The sequence below is a fragment of the Variovorax defluvii genome (assembly GCF_039541515.1).
GTDB lineage: Bacteria > Pseudomonadota > Gammaproteobacteria > Burkholderiales > Burkholderiaceae_C > Variovorax > Variovorax defluvii.
Genome location: NZ_BAABGJ010000027.1, coordinates 154,587 through 178,335 on the forward strand (window position 1 = coordinate 154,587; position 23,749 = coordinate 178,335).

Below are 23,749 nucleotides of genomic sequence, written 5' to 3' on the forward strand. Positions count from 1 at the left end.
GCCGCTGGCGGCGGGGCTCCAGAGCCGCGAGAAGAAGCTCTTGAGGCTGTCGGCCAAGCCGGCCGTGGTGATGCCGATCTGCGGCGTTGCCGACGATGGCCCGGCCTGCAGGGCACCGGCGACTGCGAAGGCGGCCAGGACCATCGCGACGAGACGCCAGAGGTGCCAGGCTGGGATCGGCGGCGCGGATGGCGCGGTGGCCTTGCGGTGGCGTGCGGCAGATCCTCGTGCAGGCCCTGACGAGCGGGCGCGAGGAGGGGTCGAAGCTGGGGTGATGCGCTTCGAGCGACCGCTCAAGCCGATGAACGACGAGACACGGGCGATCAACGCCCGCAGCGGCGCGCGCCGCGATGGACTTTTCATGTGTGACAGCTCTCCGGGAACGCCTGCTTGTTGTCGAGGCCCCCGCACCAGGCGGTGTGCGGAGGCGGCGCGACTATACGGTCATCAGGCCCACGCCCGAAGACTGCGGCTTGCCAGCCACGGAAGCCCTCGCTACATTGCGTTTTTTGAGGGCCTGCAATGTCCGTTGACGCCGTTCCGACTCCTTCCGCACCGACGCTTCCCCCGACCTCCTCCGAGCCCTCCTCCCCCGTGCCGAGCGCGCCGCAGCGCTCTCACATCCGCCTGACCTCGCATGCAGGCGGCTTCGGCGCCCTGCCGATCCAATGGGGCGCCCCCACCGCGACCGAGCGCGGGCCGGTGGTCGGCACCACCACCAAGCGCGCACACCGCAACGTGATCGGCACCCACAGCGGGTCCTACAGCGTGTACCGCGCACTGGCCGTGGCGGCCGGCGCACTCAAGCGCGAACACAAGGCCGACCTGACCAACACCGCGCCGACCGACGCGATCGGCCCCTATCCGCAATGGAGCGAGCCGGGCCGCATCGTCTCGCTCGACCCCTGGGGCGCGGTGGTCGCCGACGTCTTCGCGGCCGAACTCGCGGCGGGCTACGACATCCGTCCCACCATCGCGGTGACCAAGGCCCACGTGATCCTGCCCGAGGTGATCGAGGCGCTGCAGAAGGGCCGGCTGCAGGCCGACGGCAAGTTCCTCACGCCGGGCGGCGCGGCCATGGTCACGAAGGCCGCGGTCGAGCCCGTGTGGTACCTGCCCGAGGTGGCGCGCCGCTTCGGCTGCTCAGAGACCGACCTGCGCCGCGTGCTCTTCGAGGAAACGGGCGGCATGTATCCCGAGTTGGTGACGCGCTCCGACCTCGAGGTCTTCCTCCCGCCCATCGGTGGCCAGACCCTCTACATCTTCGGCAACCCCCGCGACCTGGCCAACCCCGAGGTCGAGCTCACCGCGCGCATCCACGACGAATGCAACGGCTCCGACGTGTTCGGCTCCGACATCTGCACCTGCCGGCCCTACCTCACGCACGCGATCGAGGAATGCATCCGCGGTGCGCAGCGCGGTGGCGTCGGGCTGATCGCCTACTCGCGCAAGGAAGGCCGCGCGCTGGGCGAAGTGACCAAGTTCCTGGTCTACAACGCGCGCAAGCGCCAGGTCGGCGGCGACACGGCCGACCAGTACTTCGCCCGCACCGAATGCGTGGCCGGCGTGCAGGACATGCGCTTCCAGGAGCTGATGCCCGACGTCTTCCACTGGCTGGGCATCCGCAAGATCCATCGCCTGGTATCGATGAGCAACATGAAGTTCGACGCCATCGTCGGCTCGGGCATCGAGATCGGCGAACGCATCAACATCCCCGACGAGCTGATCCCGGCCGACGCGCGCGTCGAGATGGACGCCAAGATGGCGGCCGGCTACTTCACCCCCGGCGCGGTCCCCGATGCCGAGGAACTCAAGAAGGCCAAGGGAAGGACACTGGACTCATGACCGGCAACAACTACGGACTCGATCCCGATCGCCCCACCGCCAATGCCGCCGTGCGGCATGCAGACGCGGATGGCCATGTCGACCCCGCGCTGGAGTTTGTCGAAGACACCCACCGCCCCGCGGGCGCCGCCGCCTTCCTGCGCACCACGCGCGCCATCCGCATCCGCGCGGACGCCCTGCTGGCGCGCGCACGGCGCGGCGAATCGCAGTGGTTCACCATCGGCGACGAATCCGCATTCGACGCGACCGCGCGCGCCGTGGCCGACGTGACGCGCGAGCGCTATGCGAAGCACACCATTCCCTACCACAGCCGCTGGCGCCACTTCGAGGCCGGCGGCGTGGACCGGCTGCAGGAACTCAACCGCCTGCTGGGCGACCAGAGCCCGACCCAGCGCGCCCGCGCCCACATCGACCTGGCCGTGGTGAGCGTGCTGCTCGATGCGGGTGCCGGGCCCTACTGGCACTACACCGAGCCGGCCACCGGCAAGCGCTTCACGCGCTCCGAGGGCCTGGGCGTGGCCAGCTTCCACGCCTTCACCGGCGGCCTGTTCTCCTCCAACCCCGAGCGGCCGCTGCAGGTCGATGCCGTCGGGCTGCGAGGGCTGGTGACCGACCGCCTCGGCGACGCCTTCCAGGTGAGCGACGTGAACCAGATGGTGGGCCTGCCCGGCCGCGCCACGCTGCTGCGCCGCCTTGGCGAAGTGATGAGCGAACAGCCGCAGACCTTCGGCGAAGACGGACGGCCGGGCGGCATCTTCGATGCACTGGTCAGTCCCTTCGGCCCGGCCGCGCCGCCGACGGCCGAGACCACGGCGCACGAGATCCTTTCACTCCTCCTGGAGTCGCTGTCGCGCATCTGGCCGGCGGCCAACACGATCGACAGCGGCGGCACGGGACCGGGCGATGCCGTCGGCGGCGTGGCGCCGGACGACCCGGTGCTCTCGCTGGGCGACTGCTGGCGCCACAGCGCGGTGCGCGGGCCGGGGCTCACCAACGGCTGGATGCCCTTCCACAAGCTCTCGCAATGGCTGACCTACTCGCTGATCGAGCCCTTCGAATGGGCCGGCGTCAAGGTGCGGCACCTCGAAGCGCTGACGGCCCTGCCCGAGTACCGCAACGGCGGCCTGCTGCTCGACAGCGGCGTGATCGTGCCGCGTGATCCGGCCCTGCTGGAGCGCGAATGGACCGTGGGCGACGAGTTCATCGTCGAATGGCGGGCGCTGACCATTGCCCTGCTCGACGAGTTGGTGCCGCGCGTGCGCCAGGTGCTGGGCCGCAGCGAGGATGAACTGCCGCTCGCCCGTGTGCTGGAAGGCGGCACCTGGGCCGCGGGCCGCGCACTGGCACAGCGCTTGCGTGGGGGAACGCCACCCTTGCGCATCGAGAGCGACGGCACGGTCTTCTAGACTCGGCACTCTTTCGCAACGCCAAGAAGTCCATTTCATGAGCAACGTCCACCTCGTCGACCACCCCCTCGTCCAGCACAAGCTCACGCTGATGCGCCGCAAGGAGGCCAGCACCAACAGCTTCCGGCGCCTTCTGAACGAGATCAGCATGTTGATGGCCTACGAGGTCACGCGCGACATGCCGATGCAGGACATCGAGATCGAGACGCCGCTGGAAACGATGCATGCCAAGGTGATCGACGGCAAGAAGGTGGTGCTGGTCTCCATCCTTCGCGCCGGCACCGGTATCCTGGACGGCATGCTCAGCGTGGTGCCCGGTGCGCGCGTGGGACACATCGGCCTGTACCGCGACCCGAAGACGCTGACCGCGGTCGAGTACTACTTCAAGATGCCCGGCGAGATGGGCGAGCGCGACTGCATCGTGGTGGATCCGATGCTGGCCACGGGCAACTCCGCGGTCGCGGCGGTGGAGCGGCTGAAGGAGCTGAACCCGAAGTCGATCAAGTTCGTCTGCCTGCTGACCTGTCCCGAGGGCATCCGCACCATGCAGGCCGCACACCCCGATGTGCCCATCTACACCGCCGCCATCGACCGGGAACTCAACAGCCACGGCTACATCCTGCCGGGCCTGGGCGATGCCGGCGACCGCATTTTCGGAACGAAATGAGTTCTCCCCAAGACTCACCCACTTCGTGGGGGGCCACACCAGCGGCCCGCGAAGCCGGTTCCGCGGTAAACCCCGAATGAATTGCAACTGAGGAGAAGCCTGTGTCCCTACGCCGTCATGTCATCGCCCGCTCCATCGCCGTCGCCGCAGCGCTCGTTGCAGCTGGCGCGCCCGGTCTCGCGCTGGCGCAGACCAAGCTCAAGGTCGCCGCGGTCTACACCGTGCCCTTCGAGCAGCAATGGGTGGGCCGCATCCACAAGGCGCTGAAGGCCGCCGAGGCCCGCGGCGAGATCGAGTACAAGGCCACCGAGAACGTCGCCAACGCAGACTACGAGCGCGTGATGCGCGAGTATGCGCAGGCCGGGAATCAGCTCATCCTGGGCGAGGTGTTCGGCGTCGAGGCGGCCGCGCGCAAGGTGGCCAAGGACTTCCCCAAGACGGCCTTCCTGATGGGCTCCTCGCTCAAGCCGCAGGCGCCCAACTTCTCGGTCTTCGACAACTACATCCAGGAGCCGGCCTATCTCTCCGGCATGGTGGCCGGCGGCATGACGAAGACCAACAGGATCGGCATGGTCGGCGGGTTCCCCATTCCCGAGGTCAACCGGCTGATGAACGCCTTCATGGCCGGCGCGAGGGAGACCAATCCGAAGGTGGAATTCAGCGTGAGCTTCATCAACAGCTGGTTCGACCCGCCCAAGGCCAAGGAGGCCGCCTTCGCGATGATCGACAAGGGCGCCGACCTGATGTACGCAGAACGCTTCGGCGTGAGCGATGCGGCCAAGGAGCGCGGCAAGCTCGCCATCGGCAACGTGATCAACACGCAGGACAAGTACCCCGACACCGTGGTCGCCTCGGCCCTGTGGAATTTCGAGCCTTCCGCCGACCGTGCCATCAAGCTGGTGAAGGAAGGCAAGTTCACGGCCGAGGACTACGGTGTCTACTCGCACATGAAACACAAGGGCTCGGAACTCGCGCCGCTGGGCACCTTCGAGAAAAAGGTGCCGGCAGAGATCGTGGCCAAGGTCAAGGCGAAGGAGGCGGACATCCTCTCCGGCAAGTTCACCGTCAAGGTGGATGACAGCCAACCCAAGTCGACCGCGAAATAGACGCAATGAGGCATTCCTCCCCCTGGGAGAGGGTCGGGGTGAGGGCACCAGACTGTGGATAGCGTGCAGCCCCCGCAAGCGCCCGATGTCCTCACCCCCGCCCTCTCCCAAAGGCAGAGGGAGCAAGACCCCACCCTCGCGCAAAGGGAGAGGGTATTGCGGCTGCGCGGCATCACCAAGCGCTTCGGCACCCTGGTCGCCAACGACGCGATCTCGCTCGAGCTCGCCGGTGGCGAGGTGCTCGCCCTGCTGGGCGAGAACGGCGCGGGCAAGTCCACGCTGATGTCGATCCTCTTCGGCCACTACGTGGCGGACGAAGGCACGATCGAGGTGTTCGGCCGCCCGCTCGCCCCCGGGCTGCCCAAGGCGGCGCTGGCGGCCGGCATCGGCATGGTGCACCAGCACTTCACGCTGGCCGACAACCTGAGCGTGCTCGACAACGTGATGATGGGCACCGAAGCGCTGTGGCAGCCCTTCTCGCGGCGCTCGGCCGCGCGGGTGAAGCTGCTGGAGGTCTCTCAGCGCTTCGGCCTGCCGGTGCAGCCGGACGCGCGCGTGGGCAGCCTCTCGGTGGGCGAACGGCAGCGGGTGGAGATCCTCAAGGCGCTCTACCGGGGCGCACGCATCCTGATCCTGGACGAACCCAGCGCGGTGCTGACACCGCAGGAGAGCGAGGCCCTGTTCGCCACCCTGGCCCAGATGGTGGCGCAGGGCCTGACGATCATTTTCATCAGCCACAAGCTGGACGAGGTGCTGCGCGTCTCGCACCGCGTGGCCGTGCTGCGCGGCGGCCGGCTGGTGGCCGAGGCGCCCACGCGCGAGACCAGCGCGTCGCAGCTCGCGCTGTGGATGGTGGGCCATGCGGTCGAGAGCGTCGCGCGCTCGCCGGCGCGGCAGGTGGGGGATGCGGTCTGCGTGCTGGACCGCGTGCGCACCGAGGGCAACGGCCACGACCGGCTGCACGATGTCTCGCTCACGCTGCGCGCCGGCGAGATCATGGCGGTGGCCGGCGTGTCCGGCAACGGGCAGGTGGCGCTGGCCGAACTGCTCAGCGGCACGCGCCGCGCGACGGCAGGCGCGGTCAAACTGATGGGCCGCGCACTGCCCGCCACGCCGGCGCGGCTGGTGCAGCGCGGCGTCGCGCGCATCCCGGAAGACCGGCATGGGGTCGGCGTGGTGGGCGACCTGGCGGTGTGGGAAAACGCGGTGTCGGAGCGCCTGCGGCACCCCGCCTTCTCGCGCTTTCTGTGGGTGCGGCGCGCAGCGGCCCGGGCGCATGCGCGGCGCATCGAGAAGGCCTTCGATGTGCGCGGCGCCGGGCTCGACACGCCGGCGCGCTCGCTTTCCGGCGGCAACATGCAGAAGCTGATCCTCGGCCGTGCGCTGCTGGCGCCGGAGGGCGCCACGACACGCAGGGCCGCGCGCCTCATCGTCGCGCACCAGCCGACCTGGGGGCTGGACATCGGCGCGGTCGCCTATGTGCAGCAGCAGCTGATCGCGGCGCGCGATGCAGGCGCCGCGGTGCTGCTCATCTCCGATGACCTGGACGAAGTGCTGGCCCTGGGGGACCGCGTGGCCGTGATGCATGGAGGCCGGCTCAGCGAAGCACGGCCGGCCGCGTCGTGGACGCGCGAGGCCATCGGGCTGGCGATGGCGGGTTCATGATCAGGCTGGAGCGCCGTCACCGTGTCTCGCGCAGCGCGCTGCTGCTGGCACCGATGGGCGCCGTCGGCTTCACGCTGCTGGTCAGCGCGCTGCTGGTGATGTGGGCCGGCGCGCCGGTGGGGCGCACCTACGCTCTGCTGCTGCAGGGCGGCTTCGGCTCGCTGTTTGCCTGGAGCGAAACCCTGACGCGCGCCACGCCGCTGATCCTGACCGGGCTGGCTGCCACCGTGGCCTTCAAGGCACGTCTCTTCAACATCGGCGCCGAGGGGCAGTTCTACGGCGGCGCGCTGGCGGCGGTGGCGGTCGGCGGCATGCATGGCGGCTCCGGCTTCTCGCTCCCGACATGGCTGCTGTTCCCGCTCATGATGGCCGCGGCGGCCGGCGTGGGCGCCCTGCTGCTGCTGGGGCCGGCGCTGATGAAGAACCGCCTCGGCGTGGACGAGGTGGTCACCACGCTGCTGATCAACTTCATCGTGCTGCTGGGCGTCTCGGCCCTTCTGGACGGTCCGATGAAGGACCCGAGCGCGATGGGCTGGCCGCAGAGCGTGTCGCTGCGATCCGAACTCGAGCTCGGCCGCCTGATCGCGCAGACGCGCGTGCATACCGGGCTGCTGTGGGCCGCCGTGTCGGCGGTGCTGGCCTGGATGCTGTTCAAGTTCACCGTGATCGGCTTCGACATCCGCGCGCTGGGCGCGAACGCGCGCGCCGCCGCCTTCGCCGGCGTGCCGGTCACGCGCACGGTCGTCCTGGTGGCACTGATCTCGGGCGCGCTGGCGGGCCTGGCCGGTGCGATCGAGGTCGCCGGCCGCACCAGCTACGTCACGCTGGACATGTCGCCCGGCTACGGCTACAGCGGCATCGTCATCGCGATGCTGGCGGGCCTGCATCCGCTGGGTGTGCTGGCCGCCGGCGTGTTCGTGGCCGGGGTGCAGGTGGGCGCGGACACGATGAGCCGCGCCATCGGCGTGCCGACCTACATCGCCGACGTGATCGTGGCGGCGACGCTGGTCGCGGTGCTCGTCGCCACCCTCCTCACGCAGTACAGGGCGCGATGGAAGTAGCCGAAATCCTCGTCAACCAGGCCTTCTGGGTGGCCGTGCTGCGGATCGCCACGCCCCTGGTCTTCGGCACGTTGGGCGTGCTGCTGTGCGAACGTGCGGGGGTGCTGAACCTCGGCATCGAGGGCATCATGGTCGCCGGCGCCTTCGCCGGATGGCTCGCGGTCTACGCCGGCGCGCCCTTGTGGGCCGGCGTCGCGGTGGCGGCGCTGACCGGCGCGGTGTTCGGCCTGCTGCATGCGCTGCTCACCGTGGGGCTGGCGCTGTCGCAGCATGTGTCGGGCCTGGGCATCACCCTGCTGGCGACGGCGCTGAGCTACTACGGCTACCGCGTGAGCTTCCCCAAGGTCAACACGCCGCCCACGGTGACGCCCTTCGGCCCGATGGACTGGCTGCCGATACCGGTGCTCGGTGCGCAGACGCCGCTCACCCTGCTGGCCCTGCTGCTCGTGCCGCTGCTGGCCTACCTGCTCTATCGCACGCCGCTGGGCCTGGCGCTGCGCATGGTCGGAGAAAACCCGCAGGCGGCCGAGGGCCAGGGGGTCTCGGTGGCGGCCGTGCGCACCGGCGCGATCGTCGCCGGCTCGGCGCTGATGGGCGTGGCGGGCGCCTTCCTCACGCTCTCGGCCTTCAATGCCTTCTTCTTCAACATGGTCAACGGCCGCGGCTGGATCTGCGTGGCGCTGGTGGTGTTCGCCTCCTGGCGGCCGGGCAAGGCCTTGCTGGGCGCCCTGCTCTTCGCCTTCTTCGACGCACTGCAGCTGCGGCTGCAACAATCGGGCGACGCCTTGCTGCCCTACCAGCTTTACCTGATGCTGCCCTATGTGCTGTCGATCGTGGCGCTGGTGCTGGTGGCGCGCAAGGCCGGCTATCCGCAGGCCCTCATGAAGCCTTATCGCAAGGGAGAACGCTAAGCATGCTCGATTTGTTGGTCCACAACGCCAGCCTGCCCGACGGCCGCAGCGGGATGTCGATCGCGGTGCAGGATGGCCGCATCGCCGAAGTCACGGCCGGGCTCGACGCGCCTTCGAAGGACAAGGTGGACGCCACCGGCCTGCTGGTCGCGCCGCATTTCATCGACCCGCATTTCCACATGGACGCCACGCTGAGCTACGGCCTGCCGCGCGTCAACCAGAGCGGCACGCTGCTGGAGGGCATCGCGCTGTGGGGCGAGCTCAAGCCGCTGCTGACGGCCGAGGCGCTGATCGAGCGCGCGCTGGCGTACTGCGACTGGGCCGTGGCCAAGGGGCTGCTGGCCATCCGCAGCCACGTCGACACCAGCGACCCCAGCCTGCTGGCGGTGGACGCACTGCTGGAGGTGAAGAAGCGCGTGGCCCCCTACCTCACGCTGCAGCTGGTCGCCTTTCCACAGGACGGCGTGCTGCGCACCCAAGGCGGCGTCGACAACCTCAAGCGCGCCCTCGACAAGGGCGTGGACGTGATCGGCGGCATCCCGCATTTCGAGCGCACCATGGCCGACGGGGCCGCCAGCGTCAGGTTGCTGTGCGAGCTGGCGGCCGAGCGCGGCCTGCCGGTGGACATGCACTGCGACGAATCGGACGACCCGCTCTCGCGCCACATCGAGACGCTCGCCTTCGAGGTCCAGCGCCTCGGGCTGCAGGGGCGCGCGACCGGCTCGCACTGCACGTCCATGCATTCGATGGACAACTATTACGTGAGCAAGCTGCTGCCGCTCATCGCCGAGGCCGGCGTCAGCGTGGTGGCCAACCCGCTGATCAACATCACGCTGCAGGGGCGCCACGACAGCTATCCCAAGCGCCGCGGGATGACGCGCGTGCCCGAGCTGATGGCGCAGGGCGTGAACGTCGCATTCGGCCACGACTGCGTGATGGACCCGTGGTACGGCATGGGCTCGGGCGACATGCTGGAGGTGGCCCACATGGGCCTGCACGTCGCGCAGATGACCAGCCAGCAAGGCATCCGCCGGTGCTTCGACGCGGTGACGGTGAATGCCGCGAAGGTCTTGGGGCTGCAGGGCTACGGGCTGGAGGCCGGGTGCGAGGCCAGCTTCATGCTGCTGCAGGCGCGCGATCCGGTCGAAGCGATCCGGCTGCGCGCGCCTCGGCTCAAGGTCTGGCGCCGAGGCACGCTGCTCGCCGAGACGCCGGCAGCCACGGCCGCACTGCGGGTGGACGGGCGGCCTGCATCGACGAGCTGGATGCCGGTCGGGCACTGAGCGGGGCGCCGCGGCGCGCCCGGCGTTCCACCGCGGCAGGGCTGCCGCTACCGTTCAAGCGGTGGGCGCGATCGCCTCGGCGTATTCGTAGAGCGCTCCCAGGATCTCCTCGCTTCGCTCGTCGGCAGTCTCGGCCAATTGGTCGATCTCCGCGAAGAGCTGGGTCACGCTGCGCGCCCCGCCCTGGCCTTCGAGCAGGCGCGCCACGCGATGCGCCTCCCAGCGCTCCTCGTCCGCTGCCTGGAGGGTGTGGGGGAAGTTGCGCGCGCGGTAGCGGAACAGCAGTTCCTCCAGCCGGGAATCGTCGAAGCCGGTGCGCGCGCGCGCCAATTCGTCGGGCGACAGGGCGCGCAGCTGCGTGAGGCGGCGGCGGTCGCCGTTGCCGACGAAACCGCCATAGAGGTCTTCGTCGACATCGGGTGCCGCTTCGCGCGGCCGTTCGTAGACCTGCGGCCAGATTGCGCTCATGTCCGGCAATTCGGCGGCCAGCTCGGCGTGACGCATCGCCTGCGCCAGGTCGATGCCCCAGCGCTCGGCCATGGCAGGCGCCAGCGTCTTGAGGTTGCCGACCACCATCGGCGACTTGTTGAGGTGCACGCCCTTCAATGGCAGGCGCCGCACGCCTTCCGGCAGGTCGGCCGTGCGCGTGAAGAGGCGCAGCCGGAGCGTCGCCACGTCGAGGTCGCGCAGCTCGCTGGGGTCGTGTCCCAGGTCCCAGGCGAGCAGTTCGTTCTTGTTGGTGGGGTGGCTCGCCAGCGGCCACATCACCGCCAGGCAGCCCCGCTCGGCCGGAAACATGCCCGAGACATGCAGGAAGGGCCGCGCCGACTCGCGCGTGGCCGGCAGGCCCAGCTCGCCGGCGACACGGTCCTTCTTGTGCAGGCTCAGCGCGAAGTCGAAGAGCCGGGGCTGGCGCGTGCGGATGAGCCGGGCCAGTGCGATGGTGGCGCGCACGTCCGACAGGGCATCGTGGGCCGCTTCGTGCAGCAGGCCGTTGGCGCGCGCCAGGTCCTCCAGCTTGAAGCTCTGGCTGCCATCTTCCTTTTTCGGCCACTCGATGCCGTCGGGCCGCAGCGCATAGCACAGGCGCACCACGTCGAGCAGGTCCCAGCGGCCGCAGTCGTTCTGCCATTCACGCGCGTACGGGTCGATGAGGTTGCGCCAGAACAGGAAGCGCGTGACCTCGTCGTCGAAGCGGATGGTGTTGTAGCCCACGCCGATGGTGCCCGGCTGCGAGAAGGCGGACTCGATGCGCGCGGCGAACTCGTGCTCGGGCAAGCCGCGCTCCAGGCAAAGCTGCGGCGTGATGCCGGTGATGAGGCAGGACTGCGGGCTCGGGAGGTAGTCCGGGGCCGGTTTGCAGTAGATCATCAAGGGCTCGCCGATCTCATTGAGTTCGGCGTCGGTGCGGATGGCGGCGAACTGCGCGGGGCGGTCGCGGCGCGGAACGGCGCCGAAAGTTTCGTAGTCGTGCCAGAGAAATGTTTGCTGGGTCATCAGAATGCTTTCCTCCCTATTGCGTTCTTTTGCCGTTGTTCTGCGTACGTGGTGTAGGCCGGCCGATCCTATAGCAGCGGCGAGAACAGCCGTGCCGTGGCGTCGCCGAGCCGGCGCACGAAGGCCTGTCGGCGCGGGTTTCGCACTTGTGCGGCGCTTTTCAGGTCGGTCTCGAATTGGGCGGCGAGCGGCCCCGCGAGTGCCGGGCCGTAGATGACCGCGCACACCTCGAAGTTGAGTCGGAAGCTGCGGTTGTCGAAGTTCGCGGTACCGATCATCGCGCACTGGTCGTCCACGACCAGCGTCTTGGAATGCAGCATGCGCGCCTTGTACTCCCAGATCTTGACGCCGGCTGCCATCAGTTCGTCGTAGTAGGAGCGCGCCGCCGCACTCACGATCAGCGAATCGCTGCGGCGGGGCACCAGCAAGCGAACGTCGACGCCGCGCAGCGCCGCGCTGGTGAGCGCCATGAGCGCCGGCTCGCCGGGCACGAAGTACGGCGTGGTGAGCCAGGCGCGCTGTGAGGCCGAGTGGATGGCCGCGACGTGAATGCGATGGATGGCCTCGAGCATGCTGTCGGGGCCGCTGGTGACGATCTGCACCGGAATGTCACCCGCGCGCTCGTGCGCCGGCAGGCGCGGCAGCAGCGCATCGAGACTTTCGTTGAGGCGGCGCGGGTCCGCGCCGGTGGCATAGGTCCAGTCTTCGAGAAAGGTGGTCTGCAGCCAGCGCACGGCGCTGCCTTCGATGCGAAGGTGCGCGTCGTGGTAGGCGTCAGCGCGAATCCGGCCATCTTCCTCGTCGGTGATGTTGACGCCGCCGGTGAAGCCGATGCGGCCGTCGCAGACGACGATCTTGCGGTGGGTCCGGTAGTTGGTCACCGGCCGCAGGCGACGGCCGATACGGGTGTCGTGGAACAGTGCCACCTCGATGCCGGCTGCCACCATGGGCGCCATGAAGCGCCGGCCAATTCGCTTGGAGCCCAACGCGTCCAGCAGCAGCCGCACGGTGACGCCCTCGCGAGCCCGCTCGATGAGCAGGTCGCGCAGCGCGGTGCCGGTCCGGTCGGGCTCGAAGATGTAGTACTCGAGGTGGATGTGATCGCGCGCCCGGCGGATCGCTTCGAAAATGGCGTCGAAGGTGGCGGCGCCGCCGGACAGCAACTCGGCGGCCGTCGCGCTCGACACCGGAAGACCGCAGGCGGCCGTGCCGAGCGCGGCCATCTGCCGCAAAGCGGGCGGCGCCTGCTCGGCGGCATCGCGCAGGCTGGTCAGATCCGCGGGGGCCTGCCCGATGGCGCGGCTGCGCAGCCGCTTGAGGCGCTGCTTCTTGAGCCGCTGGGGGCCGAGGAAGTAGTAGATGAGGAAACCCGCAAAAGGCAGCAGCGCCAGCGAGAGGATCCAGCTCATCGTCGAGACCGGCGCACGCTTCTGCATGACGATCCAGACGGAAAGCACCGCGATATAGCCGCTCCATGCCAGGGAGAGGCCAGTCTTCCATTCGTGGCTGAGCTCGGGGAGGATCAAGGCGGGAAGGAACAGTCAAAGAAAAGGCCGGTAGCACGAATGCTACCGGCCTCGCGCGACCGAGCTCGCAGGCGGCTGCGGGTCAGCCGGTGGCGGCCTCTTCCGCTTCGGGCTTGGCGCGCCCTTCCTTCTTGGGCAGCGGCTGGATGTCCAACTGCACCTCTTCCTTGTCGTCGAGGTCCACCGTCAGGCGGCCGCCTTCCTGCAAACGCCCGAACAGCAGTTCGTCGGCGAGGGCACGGCGGATCGTGTCCTGAATCAGCCGCTGCATCGGACGCGCACCCATCAACGGGTCGAAGCCCTTCTTCGCCAGATGCTTGCGCAGGGCGTCGGTGAAGGTGACGTCCACCTTCTTCTCGGCCAGCTGGGTTTCCAGCTGCAGCAGGAACTTGTCGACCACGCGCAGGATGATCTGCTCATCGAGCGCCTTGAAGCTCACGATCGCATCCAGGCGGTTGCGGAACTCCGGCGTGAACAGGCGCTTGATGTCGCCCATCTCGTCGCCGGCCTGGCGCGGATTGGTGAAGCCGATGGTCGACTTGTTCATCGTCTCGGCGCCCGCGTTGGTCGTCATGACGATGATCACGTTGCGAAAGTCGGCCTTGCGCCCGTTGTTGTCCGTCAGCGTGCCATGGTCCATGACCTGCAACAGCACGTTGAAGATGTCCGGGTGCGCCTTCTCGATCTCGTCGAGCAGCAGCACCGCGTGCGGCTTCTTCGTGATCGCTTCGGTCAGCAGGCCGCCCTGGTCGAAGCCGACGTAGCCGGGAGGCGCACCGATCAGACGGCTCACGGCATGGCGCTCCATGTACTCGGACATGTCGAAGCGGATCAGCTCGATGCCCATGATGTAGGCCAGTTGCTTCGCCGCCTCGGTCTTGCCGACGCCGGTGGGGCCGCTGAACAGGAAGGAGCCGATCGGCTTGTCGTCCCGGCCGAGGCCCGAACGCGCCATCTTGACGGACGAGGCCAGGACCTCGAGCGCCTTGTCCTGCCCGAACACCACGCTCTTGAGGTCGCGCTCGATGTTCTGCAGCTTGCCGCGGTCATCGTTCGACACGTTGGCCGGGGGAATGCGCGCGATCTTCGCGACGATTTCCTCGACCTCGCTCTTGCCGATGGTCTTCTTGCGCTTGTTCGCTGGCAGGATGCGCTGCGACGCGCCCGCCTCGTCGATCACGTCGATGGCCTTGTCAGGAAGGTGGCGGTCGTTGATGTACTTGGCGCTGAGCTCGGCCGCGGCCTGCAGGGCCGCCGGGCCGTACTTCACGCCATGGTGCTCCTCGAAGCGCGACTTCAGGCCCTTGAGGATGTCGACCGTTTCCTGCACCGTGGGCTCGACCACGTCGACCTTCTGGAAGCGACGCGACAGGGCCGCATCCTTCTCGAAAATGCCGCGGTATTCGGTGAAGGTGGTGGCGCCGATGCACTTGAGCTGCCCGCTGGACAAGGCGGGCTTGAGCAGGTTCGACGCGTCCAGCGTACCACCCGAGGCGGCGCCGGCGCCGATCAGCGTGTGGATCTCGTCGATGAAGAGGATCGCGTTCGGCTTGTCCTTGAGAGACTTGAGCACGCCCTTGAGGCGCTGCTCGAAGTCGCCGCGGTACTTTGTGCCGGCCAGCAAGGCGCCCATGTCGAGCGAGTAGACGAAGGACTCGGCCAGGATCTCCGGCACGTCGCCCTGAGTGATGCGCCAGGCCAAGCCCTCGGCGATGGCCGTCTTGCCTACGCCGGCTTCACCCACCAGCAGCGGGTTGTTCTTGCGCCGGCGGCACAGGATCTGGATCACGCGCTCGACCTCGTACTCGCGGCCGATCAGCGGATCGATCTTGCCGTCCTTGGCCATCTGGTTGAGGTTCTGGGTGAACTGTTCGAGCGGAGAGGACTTCTCGTTCTTCTCGCCGCCACCCTCCTCGCCTTCGGACGACGATTCGCCGCTGCTCTTGGCGGCCTCCGGAGGATCGCTCTTCTTGATGCCGTGGGCGATGAAGTTCACGACGTCGAGCCGGGTCACGCCCTGCTGGTGCAGGTAGTAGACCGCGTGCGAGTCCTTCTCGCCGAAGATCGCGACCAGCACGTTGGCGCCGGTCACTTCCTTCTTGCCGTTGCCGGTCGATTGCACGTGCATGATCGCGCGCTGGATCACGCGCTGGAAGCCGAGCGTGGGCTGCGTGTCCACGTCATCGGTCCCTGCCACCTGGGGCGTGTTGTCCTTGATGAAATTGGTCAACGACGCGCGAAGGTCGTCGACATTGGCTGAGCAGGCGCGCAACACCTCGGCCGCGCTCGGATTGTCCAGCAAAGCGAGCAGGAGGTGCTCCACCGTGATGAATTCATGCCGTTGCTGCCTCGCTTCCACAAAAGCCATGTGCAAGCTGACTTCCAGTTCCTGGGCAATCATGTGATTTCCTTTGGCTTTGCTGTAAATAAAAACTCAAATGGGTTGGAGCGCGATTTATTCAACCGGTTCACTGACGCATTGCAGCGGATGTCCGGCCTGGTGCGCCGCTTCCATCACTTGATTGACCTTCGTGGCCGCCATATCGCGCGAGTAGACGCCGCAGACGCCTCGCCCGTCGAGATGGATCTTGAGCATGATCTGGGTGGCGGTTTCCCGGTCCTTGTTGAAAAACTCCTGGATCACGACGACCACGAACTCCATGGGCGTGTAGTCGTCGTTGAGCATCACCACCTGATACATCTGGGGCGGCGCAGTCTTCTGAGGACGACGCTCGATCACGACCGCATCGCCGTCATCCCGCGCCGGCTTCACGGCGGGCGGCGTGGGTGGAGTCGAAGGGATTTTCGTAGCCATGTAATTCATTTTATCGAGCCGCCCGGCGCTTGCAGTGTCCGTGCTTGGAGAACTGGTGGCGGCTTTGTGACATTCAAGACGGCAGCTATTACAAAGGCGACAAAGGCGGCGCAGGCCGCATATGCAAGGGCTGTGCCCCACCTCCCCGCTTCGGACGCCCGGCCCCGAAAAAAACCCCGGGGCCTTGCGGAACCGGGGTTGGGGAGCCAGGGCTTCAGGCGCGTCCCGAAGGGGCTCACATGTTGTCGATCATGACCTGGCCGAATCCCGAGCAGCTCACTTGCGTAGCGCCTTCCATCAACCGGGCGAAGTCGTAGGTGACTTTCTTGCTGGCGACCGACTTTTCCATCGCGCTGATGATCAGGTCGGCGGCCTCGGTCCAGCCCATGTGGCGCAGCATCATCTCGGCCGACAGGATTTCCGAGCCGGGATTGACGTAGTCCTTGCCGGCATACTTGGGGGCGGTGCCGTGGGTTGCCTCGAACATGGCGACCGTGTCGCTGAGGTTGGCGCCCGGCGCGATACCGATGCCGCCAACCTGGGCCGCCAGCGCGTCGGACACGTAGTCGCCATTCAAGTTCAAGGTTGCGATCACGCTGTACTCGGCCGGACGCAGCAGGATCTGTTGCAGGAAAGCATCGGCGATCGAATCCTTGATGGTGATGTCCTTGCCGGTCTTCGGATTCTTGACCTTCATCCATGGGCCTCCGTCGATCAGCTCGCCCCCGAATTCGCGCGCCGCCAGCCCATAGCCCCAGTCGCGGAAGGCACCCTCGGTGAACTTCATGATGTTGCCCTTGTGCACGAGCGTGACGCTAGGCTTGTCGTTGTCGATGGCGTACTGGATCGCCTTGCGCACCAGACGCTCGGTGCCCTCGCGCGACACCGGCTTGATGCCAATCCCGGAGCTCTCGGGGAAGCGGATTTTCTTGACACCGAACTCGTCCTGCAGGAACTTGATGAGTTTTTTGGCTTTGTCGCTCTCGGCCTCGAACTCGATGCCGGCGTAGATGTCCTCCGAGTTCTCGCGGAAGATCACCATGTTGGTCTTCTGCGGCTCCTTCACCGGGCTGGGAACGCCTTCGAAGTACTGGATGGGACGCAGGCACACGTAAAGATCGAGTTCCTGGCGCAGCGCGACATTCAGTGAGCGGATGCCGCCCCCGACGGGCGTGGTGAGCGGGCCCTTGATCGACACCACGTACTCGCGCACTGCGTGCAGGGTCTCCTCGGGAAGCCAGACGTCAGGGCCGTAGACCTTGGTCGACTTCTCGCCGGCGTAGACCTCCATCCAATGGATCTTCCGCTTGCCGCCGTAGCTCTTGGCCACTGCGGCGTCCACGACGTTGATCATCACCGGCGTGATGTCGAGGCCCGTGCCGTCGCCCTCGATGAAGGGAATGACGGGCTGGTCCGGCACATTAAGGGAATTGTCGGCATTGACCGTGATCTTCTGGCCGTCGGTCGGAACTTTGATGTGCTGATAGCTGGACATGAGAGCAGAAACTCCGGGGTAATTTGAAGGCAGGAAGACACTATGTTTTCAGCCCCCTGAATAGCCTTAGAATTTTAGATGCAACCGGAGGAGCCCGAGGGTGCTGTCAACCGTGGCCCTGAAGCCCTCGTTGTTGGCTGACCTTCTGCTGGCCGGGAGGCATTTTCAAACCACTCCACAGAGGAATCGCAATGAAGAAAGTTTTCGCAGTGATGATTGCCGGCCTGTTCGCCGCAGCCGCGTTCGCCCAGACCCAACCGGCCGAGATCAACCCTCAGGCCCAAGGCAAGGCAGCCGACCGCGCGGAAGCCCGCAAGGCAGCTCGTCCGGCCGGCCAGGTGAAGGAAGCCGGTGGCGACCAGAAGAACGTCGCAGAAGGCAGCGGCGGCGTGACCAAGACCGGTGCCGACAAGGCCGCTCAGGCCCGTCGCGATTCGCGCGATGCGCGTCGTCCGGCCAAGGGCGGCGGAAAGAAGCCGGTGCCCGTTCAAGGCGGCACCCCCCAGTAAGTCTGGGCGGTTGCACCAAAAAAGCGTTCCTCGGAACGCTTTTTTTTCGGCTGCGCGCTCAATGCTGAATTTGTAGGATGTATGTACGCTTTGCGGGGTGCTCCGGCATCACGTTGGACGAGAGCGTGCGCCCAGCCATCTTTTCCTGTCTTCGTCTTCGTCTCGAAAAGCTTTCCCATGCTCCAGCGCCTTCTTGCCCTGCTCGCACTTTCAGCCTCGTTGGCATGCGCTCCAGGCGCCGATGCTCAGGAAGCGCAGACCCAGTTGCCGAGAGTCAAGCTGACGGCAGGTATGTACCAGATCGACGCCCAGGTGGCCCGGACGCCGCAACAGCAGCAGGTCGGGCTCATGTTCCGCAAGGAGATGCCGCAGAACGAGGGCATGATCTTCGTGTTCGATCGGCCGGGCACACAGTGCTTCTGGATGCGCAACACGCTGCTGCCGCTGACGGCCGCCTTCGTGGCCGACGATGGCCGCATCGTGAACCTCGCGGACATGAGGCCCATGACCGACGACTCCCATTGCTCCGAAGAACCGGTCCGCTTCGTGCTGGAGATGAACCAGGGCTGGTTCGCCCGTAAGAACATCAAGAAGGGCGCCAAGCTCGGTGGAGAGCTTTTCGTCAGCACGCGCTAAGTCTCTTCGGCGCCCGAAGCAAAAAGCCGACCCGCGGGTCGGCTTGTAGTCCCAGAGCCGACTGCTGTCGGCTCAGCCGAAGTTCTTCTGGGCGAAGTCCCAGTTCACTAGCTTGGACAGGAAGGTCTCCACGAACTTCGGGCGCAGGTTGCGGTAGTCGATGTAGTAGGCGTGCTCCCAGACGTCCACCGTCAGCACCGGCTTGTCGGCCGTGGTCAGCGGCGTGCCGGCTGCGCCCATGTTGACGATGTCCACAGTACCGTCAGGCTTCTTGACCAGCCAGGTCCAGCCCGAGCCGAAGTTGCCCACCGCCGACTTCACGAACGCTTCCTTGAAGGCATCGTAGCTGCCCCACTTGGCCTCGATCGCCTTGGCCAGCGCACCGGTAGGCTGGCCGCCGCCGGCGGGCTTCATGCAGTTCCAGAAGAAGGTGTGATTCCAGATCTGTGCAGCGTTGTTGTAGATGCCGCCACTGGACTTCTTCACGATGTCCTCGAGTTCCATGTTTTCGAACTCGGTGCCCTTCTGCAAGTTGTTCAGGTTCACCACATAGGCGTTGTGGTGCTTGCCATAGTGGTACTCGAGCGTTTCCTTGGAGTATTCGGGTGCCAGCGCGTCCAGGGCATACGGAAGGGGTGGGAGGACGTGTTCCATGTCTTTTCTCGCAGGTTGGTTATGGGGACAGCGCATTCTAGAAAGGAATCAGGAAGCCGTCGTCGGACGCAATCGCGTCGTGGTCGTTCGCCCTACTGTCATGTCGGCCGTGCCGTCGGCCAGCCGGGCCTGCACGGCATCGCCCGGCTCCATCTGCCCGACGCTGGTGAGCGCCTTGCCGTCCGCGTCCGTGAGCCAGGCATAGCCACGCTCAAGGACCAGCGCCGGATCCAGCAGTTGCAGCCTTAGCGAGGCGCGTTCGAGCCGCTCCCTGCGTTGCAGCAGCACGCGTGCAAACTGCCCCGGCAGCGCCGTCTCCAGCCCCTGCCGCATCTGCGCAAGCCGCTGGATGCGCGATTGCGCCACGTGGCGCAGCCGGTGCGCATGCTGCGCCAGCCGCATCTGCTGTCGCATGACCAGCGTCGAGGGCCGCGACAGCCTGCCCGCCGCGTCGTCGACGCGCTGATACATCGCGTCAAGACGCCCCGACAGCGCGCCGCTCAGCCGCTTCTCCAGCAGTTCCAGCGCGCCCAGCCAGAGCTCGCGCGGCGGCGCCACCAGCTCGGCCGCGGCGGTGGGCGTCGGTGCGCGAAGGTCGGCGCAGAAGTCGGCGATGGTGAAGTCGGTCTCGTGGCCGACGCCGCTGATCACCGGCACCGGACTCTGCACGATCGTTCGCGCCAGGGTCTCGTCGTTGAAGGCCCAGAGGTCTTCGATCGAGCCGCCGCCGCGTACCAGCAGAATCGCATCGACCGGCGGTTGCAAGGCGTAAAGCGCACGCAGCGAGCGCACCAGTTCGGCCGGCGCCCCGCTGCCCTGTACTGCCGCTGGCGCGAGCACGACCGAGATGTGGGGCACGCGTCGCCGCAGCGCGGTCACAACGTCGTGCAACGCCGCCGCGCCCTGCGAGGTCACCAGTCCGACTGCCCGCGGCATGGCGGGGAGCGGCCGCTTGTGGGCGGGGTCGAACAGCCCTTCGGCCTCCAGCCGCGCCTTGCGCTGCAGGAACTGCTCGAACAGCGCGCCCTGCCCGGCCCGGCGCAAGCTCTCGACCACCAATTGCAGATCACCGCGCGGCTCGTACACGGCCAGCCTTCCTCGGACCTCGACCTGATCGCCGTCGCGCGGCGTGAAGTCGAGCAGGCCCGCGGCGCGCCTGAACATGGCACAGCGCAGTTGGCCCGCTTCGTCCTTCAAGGCAAAGTAGCAATGCCCGCTGGCGGCGCGCGAGAAGCCGCTGATCTCGCCGCGCACGGCCACGGGATTGAAGCGCGCCTCGAGGGCATCCGCGACCGCGCGACACAGCGCGCCCACGGCCCAGATGCGCGGCCCGGCGGCCAATGCATCGGATCCGTTCATTTCGGTGCGTCCTGACAAAGGGTTCAGTCTTCCACAAGAAGGATCGGGCGCCCCTTCAGGCCAAGCAACCGGCACGACGCGCCCATGTTCACGTGCAACGCATTGATTTGATTAAAGAAAGTGGTGCTCAAAATTCAGTCGTTCCAAGGCGAGGCCCGTGAAATGAGGCTACGGCCGAGTTGTCATGCGGGTTAGCCACAAAGTTATCCACAGAATCTGTGCGTCGTCGCCTACAGACGACTACAAATCGGAACATCTGACAGCCGACGGTGGATAATCGCCGCGCATTTGCATTTGCAGTCCACGGGCCGGAGGGTTTCCTTGTTTTCGATCATAGTTGCTGCGGGCTGGCCGATCTGGCCGCTGCTCGCTTGTTCGGTGGTGGGGCTGGCGCTGGTGATCGAGAGATTCAGCAGCCTCAAAACCGCCAAGGTCCTTCCTCCCAAGCTGCTCGACGAAGCCATCGGCGTCTCGCGCAACGCGATCCCCGGCCCGGAGGTGGTGACCAAGCTGGAAAAGAACTCGGGCCTCGGCGAGGTGCTGGCCGCCGGATTTCGCGCCTTGAACGCCAATCCCCATTCGACCGAAGACGATCTGCGTGCGGCAATGGAAGCCGCAGGCCGCATCGTCGCCCATCGGTTGGAACGCTACCTGCCCGCGCTCGCGACCATCGCGTCAGCCGCCCCTTTGCTGGGTTTGCTGGGCACGGTGATCGGCATGATCGAGATCTTCGGCTCGCAATCGCCGAGCACTGGCGCCGTCGGCACCGGCAACCCGGCACAACTGGCGCACGGCATCTCGGTGGCGCTGTACAACACGGCCTTCGGGCTGATGGTGGCGATCCCGGCGCTGATCTTCTGGCGCTATTTCCGCACCCGCGTCGATGAGTACCTGCTGAATCTCGAACTGGCCGGCGAACGCTTCGCCCGCCACCTGAACACGCTCCGCATATGAGAAGGATGCACTTCAGCCACGGCTCCAAGGAGGAGCCGGAGGTCAACCTGATTCCCTTCATTGACGTGCTTCTGGTCGTGCTGATCTTTCTGATGCTGTCGACCACCTACAGCAAGTTCACCGAGATGCAGTTGCGCCTGCCCGTGGCCGACGCAGAAGCCCAGCGCGACTATCCGAAGGAAGTCATCGTGGCCGTGTCCGCCGACGGCCGCTATTCGGTCAACAAGTCACCATTGGCCGAGCGCAGCGTTGAAGCGGTGGCCGAAGCCCTCGGCAACGCGGCCACCGGTGGCAAGGACAGCGTGATCATCATCAGCGCCGACGCCAACGCCACCCACCAGTCGGTGATCACGGTGATGGAAGCCGCGCGCCGCGCCGGCCTCATTCAGATCACCTTCGCTGCCCAGTCGGCCGGTCGGGCCGGCCGCTAGTCTTGAGCCTGCAGCAAGCTTGGCTCGGGCGCGGAGCGCTTGCGCGGCTGTTGTGGCCTCTTTCCCTCGTCTTCGGCGCGCTGGCCATGATCCGGCGCGCGCTCTACAGCGCGGGTCTTCTGAAGACGGAGCGAATCGGGGTGCCCGTGATCGTGGTCGGCAACGTCATCGCCGGCGGTTCCGGCAAGACCCCGGTCGTGATGGCCGTCGTACGCCATCTCCAGGCCCGCGGACGGCGCGTCGGCGTCGTGTCACGCGGCTATGGGCGGAGCACCGATGACTGCCGGGAAGTCGAAGTTGAGAGCGAACCCTACGACGTCGGCGACGAGCCGGCCCTGATCCGGCGCGCGACTGGCGCCCCGGTCTTCGTGGCGCGGCGCCGTGCACAGGCGGCACGCGCCCTGCTTGCGCGCTACCCTGAAACGCAGTGCATCGTCAGCGACGATGGCCTTCAGCATCTTGCCCTCGCTCGCGACATCGAGATCTGCGTCTTCGACGACCGCGGCACGGGCAACGGGTGGCTTCTTCCCGCAGGCCCCTTGCGCGAGCGCTGGCCGCGGCGATGCGACCTGGTGCTGCACACGGGTGCACAGCCCGCGTTCGAGGGCTTCACCGCGCGCCGCGCACTGGCCGGCCACGCCTTGCGCCGGGACGGCACGCCGGTACCGCTCACCGATCTGCAGGGCCGGCCGCTGGTGGCCGTTGCCGCGATCGCGAAACCCGAGGCATTCTTCGAGATGCTGCGGGATCGCGGGCTGGTGCCGCAGCAATGCATCGCCTTGCGCGACCATGACGGCTTCGACGGCTGGCGCTCCCCGCCCGGTGAAGGCTACGCCCTGCTGTGCACCGAGAAGGATGCGCTCAAACTCTGGCGCTACGCCCCCGAGGCGCTGGCCGTGCCGCTGCTGTTCGAGCCCGAGCCCGGCTTCTTCCACGCGCTGGACGCGAAGCTATCATCGACCGATGGACCCCAAGCTGCTTGAACTGCTCGTCTGCCCCGTGACCAAGGGACCGCTCACCTGGAACCGCGAGAAGCAGGAGCTGGTGTCGCGCAGCGCGCGCCTGGCCTACCCGGTGCGCGACGGCATCCCGATCCTGCTGGAGAACGAGGCTCGCCCTCTGACTGACGAAGAACTGGGACTGTGAGTCTGCCGTGAGCTTGCCATTCGCCGTCCTGATCCCGGCCAGGCTCGCCTCGACCCGCCTGCCCGACAAGCCGCTGGCCGACATCGCCGGCCTGCCAATGGTGGTGCGCGTCGCGCAGCGTGCGCTGCAATCGGGCGCCGCCCGTGTCGTGGTGGCGGCCGACGACGCGCGCATCGTTGCCGCCTGCGAGGCACACGGCATCCAGGTGCTGCTCACGCGCAAGGATCATCCGAGCGGCAGCGACCGCCTGGCCGAGGCCTGCCAGTTGCTCGGCCTGGCCGACGAAGAAATCGTGGTCAACGTCCAGGGCGACGAACCGCTGATCGATCCGGCGCTGATCGACGCCGTAGCCCGGACGCTCGCCGCGCACCCCGATGCCGCGATGAGCACGGCCGCGCATGCCATCCATTCTCTGGAGGACTTCCTCAACCCGAACGTCGTCAAGACCGTGCTGGACGCGCAGGGCAACGCGCTCTATTTCAGCCGTGCCCCCATCCCCTGGTGGCGCGATGGCTTCGCCAAAGGCACACCCGGCGCCCTGCCGCCGGCCCCCGCCCCGCTGCGCCACATCGGCATCTACGGCTATCGGACCGGCTTCGTGCGCCGCTTCCCTGGCCTGCCGCCGGCACCCATCGAGGCGACCGAAGCACTGGAACAGCTGCGCGCGCTGTGGCACGGGCACCGCATCGCCGTGCACGTGAGCACCCATGCGCCGGGACCGGGCATCGACACGCCGGAAGACCTCGAGCGCGTGCGCGCCCTGTTCACTGCCGCCTGAGGCGA

22 protein-coding genes are annotated in these 23,749 nt (G+C 67.1%); 15 read left to right on the plus strand and 7 right to left on the minus strand.

Annotation, left to right across the window (positions count from 1 at the left end; all coding sequences use genetic code 11):
* Positions 1-522: 522 nt before the first annotated feature.
* The 8 genes from ABEA07_RS14535 (at position 523) to ABEA07_RS14570 (ending at position 9,944) form a co-directional block, all read left to right on the plus strand.
* Positions 523-1,845: a GTP cyclohydrolase II gene (locus ABEA07_RS14535; RefSeq protein ID WP_345538692.1), complete on the plus strand. Its 1,323-nt coding sequence runs from the start codon at positions 523-525 to the stop codon at positions 1,843-1,845.
* Complete coding sequence (locus ABEA07_RS14540) at positions 1,842-3,251, plus strand: URC4/urg3 family protein (RefSeq protein WP_345538693.1); 1,410 nt, start codon at positions 1,842-1,844, stop codon at positions 3,249-3,251. Before ABEA07_RS14535 ends, ABEA07_RS14540 begins: the two co-directional genes overlap by 4 nt.
* A gap of 37 nt (positions 3,252-3,288) precedes the next feature.
* Positions 3,289-3,918 carry a uracil phosphoribosyltransferase gene (gene upp / locus ABEA07_RS14545; RefSeq protein WP_345538694.1) on the plus strand — a complete coding sequence of 210 codons (630 nt, stop codon included), beginning with the start codon at positions 3,289-3,291 and terminating at the stop codon, positions 3,916-3,918.
* Between the two features lie 101 nt (positions 3,919-4,019).
* A complete protein-coding gene (locus tag ABEA07_RS14550) occupies positions 4,020-5,024 on the plus strand; it encodes a BMP family protein (protein ID WP_345538695.1) in 1,005 nt (334 codons plus the stop codon).
* A 156-nt stretch (positions 5,025-5,180) separates the two neighbouring features.
* The gene (locus ABEA07_RS14555) at positions 5,181-6,689 is read left to right on the plus strand and encodes an ABC transporter ATP-binding protein (RefSeq protein ID WP_345538696.1); all 1,509 of its coding nucleotides are present in this window, start codon (positions 5,181-5,183) and stop codon (positions 6,687-6,689) included.
* Complete coding sequence (locus ABEA07_RS14560; RefSeq protein WP_345538698.1) at positions 6,686-7,750, plus strand: ABC transporter permease; 1,065 nt, start codon at positions 6,686-6,688, stop codon at positions 7,748-7,750. The genes ABEA07_RS14555 and ABEA07_RS14560 overlap by 4 nt, the downstream gene beginning before the upstream one ends.
* A complete protein-coding gene (locus tag ABEA07_RS14565) occupies positions 7,741-8,661 on the plus strand; it encodes an ABC transporter permease (protein WP_345538700.1) in 921 nt (306 codons plus the stop codon). The genes ABEA07_RS14560 and ABEA07_RS14565 overlap by 10 nt, the downstream gene beginning before the upstream one ends.
* A 2-nt stretch (positions 8,662-8,663) precedes the next feature.
* On the plus strand, positions 8,664-9,944 hold the full coding sequence (locus ABEA07_RS14570; RefSeq protein WP_345538701.1) for an amidohydrolase family protein: 1,281 nt from the start codon (positions 8,664-8,666) through the stop codon (positions 9,942-9,944).
* Between the two features lie 54 nt (positions 9,945-9,998).
* Here ABEA07_RS14570 and sbcB read toward each other — a convergent pair whose 3' ends face one another.
* The 5 genes from sbcB to icd form a co-directional block, all read right to left on the minus strand.
* On the minus strand, positions 9,999-11,441 hold the full coding sequence (sbcB, locus tag ABEA07_RS14575) for an exodeoxyribonuclease I (protein ID WP_345538702.1): 1,443 nt from the start codon (positions 11,439-11,441) through the stop codon (positions 9,999-10,001).
* A 68-nt stretch (positions 11,442-11,509) separates the two neighbouring features.
* On the minus strand, positions 11,510-12,967 hold the full coding sequence (gene cls, locus ABEA07_RS14580) for a cardiolipin synthase (protein ID WP_345538704.1): 1,458 nt from the start codon (positions 12,965-12,967) through the stop codon (positions 11,510-11,512).
* 82 nt (positions 12,968-13,049) lie between these two features.
* Positions 13,050-15,368, minus strand: a complete 2,319-nt coding sequence (gene clpA / locus ABEA07_RS14585) for an ATP-dependent Clp protease ATP-binding subunit ClpA (RefSeq protein WP_345538705.1) — start codon at positions 15,366-15,368, stop codon at positions 13,050-13,052.
* A gap of 54 nt (positions 15,369-15,422) precedes the next feature.
* Positions 15,423-15,782 carry an ATP-dependent Clp protease adapter ClpS gene (gene clpS, locus ABEA07_RS14590; RefSeq protein WP_345538707.1) on the minus strand — a complete coding sequence of 120 codons (360 nt, stop codon included), beginning with the start codon at positions 15,780-15,782 and terminating at the stop codon, positions 15,423-15,425.
* Positions 15,783-16,017: 235 nt separating this feature from the next.
* Positions 16,018-17,277, minus strand: coding sequence for an NADP-dependent isocitrate dehydrogenase (icd, locus tag ABEA07_RS14595; protein WP_345538709.1), 1,260 nt, complete (start codon positions 17,275-17,277; stop codon positions 16,018-16,020).
* Between the two features lie 212 nt (positions 17,278-17,489).
* Between icd and ABEA07_RS14600 the strand changes: the two genes are divergently transcribed.
* Both ABEA07_RS14600 and ABEA07_RS14605 read left to right on the plus strand, forming a co-directional pair.
* On the plus strand, positions 17,490-17,786 hold the full coding sequence (locus ABEA07_RS14600; RefSeq protein ID WP_345538710.1) for a cell envelope biogenesis protein TolA: 297 nt from the start codon (positions 17,490-17,492) through the stop codon (positions 17,784-17,786).
* A gap of 177 nt (positions 17,787-17,963) precedes the next feature.
* Positions 17,964-18,422: a DUF192 domain-containing protein gene (locus ABEA07_RS14605; protein WP_345538711.1), complete on the plus strand. Its 459-nt coding sequence runs from the start codon at positions 17,964-17,966 to the stop codon at positions 18,420-18,422.
* 72 nt (positions 18,423-18,494) lie between these two features.
* Here ABEA07_RS14605 and ABEA07_RS14610 read toward each other — a convergent pair whose 3' ends face one another.
* Complete coding sequence (locus ABEA07_RS14610; RefSeq protein WP_345538712.1) at positions 18,495-19,076, minus strand: superoxide dismutase; 582 nt, start codon at positions 19,074-19,076, stop codon at positions 18,495-18,497.
* A gap of 48 nt (positions 19,077-19,124) precedes the next feature.
* Positions 19,125-20,435: an exodeoxyribonuclease VII large subunit gene (gene xseA / locus ABEA07_RS14615; RefSeq protein WP_345538713.1), complete on the minus strand. Its 1,311-nt coding sequence runs from the start codon at positions 20,433-20,435 to the stop codon at positions 19,125-19,127.
* A 321-nt stretch (positions 20,436-20,756) separates the two neighbouring features.
* Between xseA and ABEA07_RS14620 the strand changes: the two genes are divergently transcribed.
* The 5 genes from ABEA07_RS14620 to kdsB are packed head-to-tail and all read left to right on the plus strand — an operon-like array spanning position 20,757 to position 23,744.
* Complete coding sequence (locus ABEA07_RS14620; protein WP_345538811.1) at positions 20,757-21,389, plus strand: MotA/TolQ/ExbB proton channel family protein; 633 nt, start codon at positions 20,757-20,759, stop codon at positions 21,387-21,389.
* Positions 21,390-21,394: 5 nt separating this feature from the next.
* Entirely contained in the window at positions 21,395-21,820 is a 426-nt protein-coding gene (locus ABEA07_RS14625; protein WP_345538714.1) for an ExbD/TolR family protein, read from the plus strand.
* 2 nt (positions 21,821-21,822) lie between these two features.
* Positions 21,823-22,803, plus strand: coding sequence for a tetraacyldisaccharide 4'-kinase (gene lpxK / locus ABEA07_RS14630; RefSeq protein ID WP_345538715.1), 981 nt, complete (start codon positions 21,823-21,825; stop codon positions 22,801-22,803).
* The gene (locus ABEA07_RS14635; protein WP_345538717.1) at positions 22,784-22,966 is read left to right on the plus strand and encodes a Trm112 family protein; all 183 of its coding nucleotides are present in this window, start codon (positions 22,784-22,786) and stop codon (positions 22,964-22,966) included. Before lpxK ends, ABEA07_RS14635 begins: the two co-directional genes overlap by 20 nt.
* Before the next feature lie 13 nt (positions 22,967-22,979).
* On the plus strand, positions 22,980-23,744 hold the full coding sequence (kdsB, locus tag ABEA07_RS14640; RefSeq protein WP_345538812.1) for a 3-deoxy-manno-octulosonate cytidylyltransferase: 765 nt from the start codon (positions 22,980-22,982) through the stop codon (positions 23,742-23,744).
* Positions 23,745-23,749: the final 5 nt, after the last annotated feature.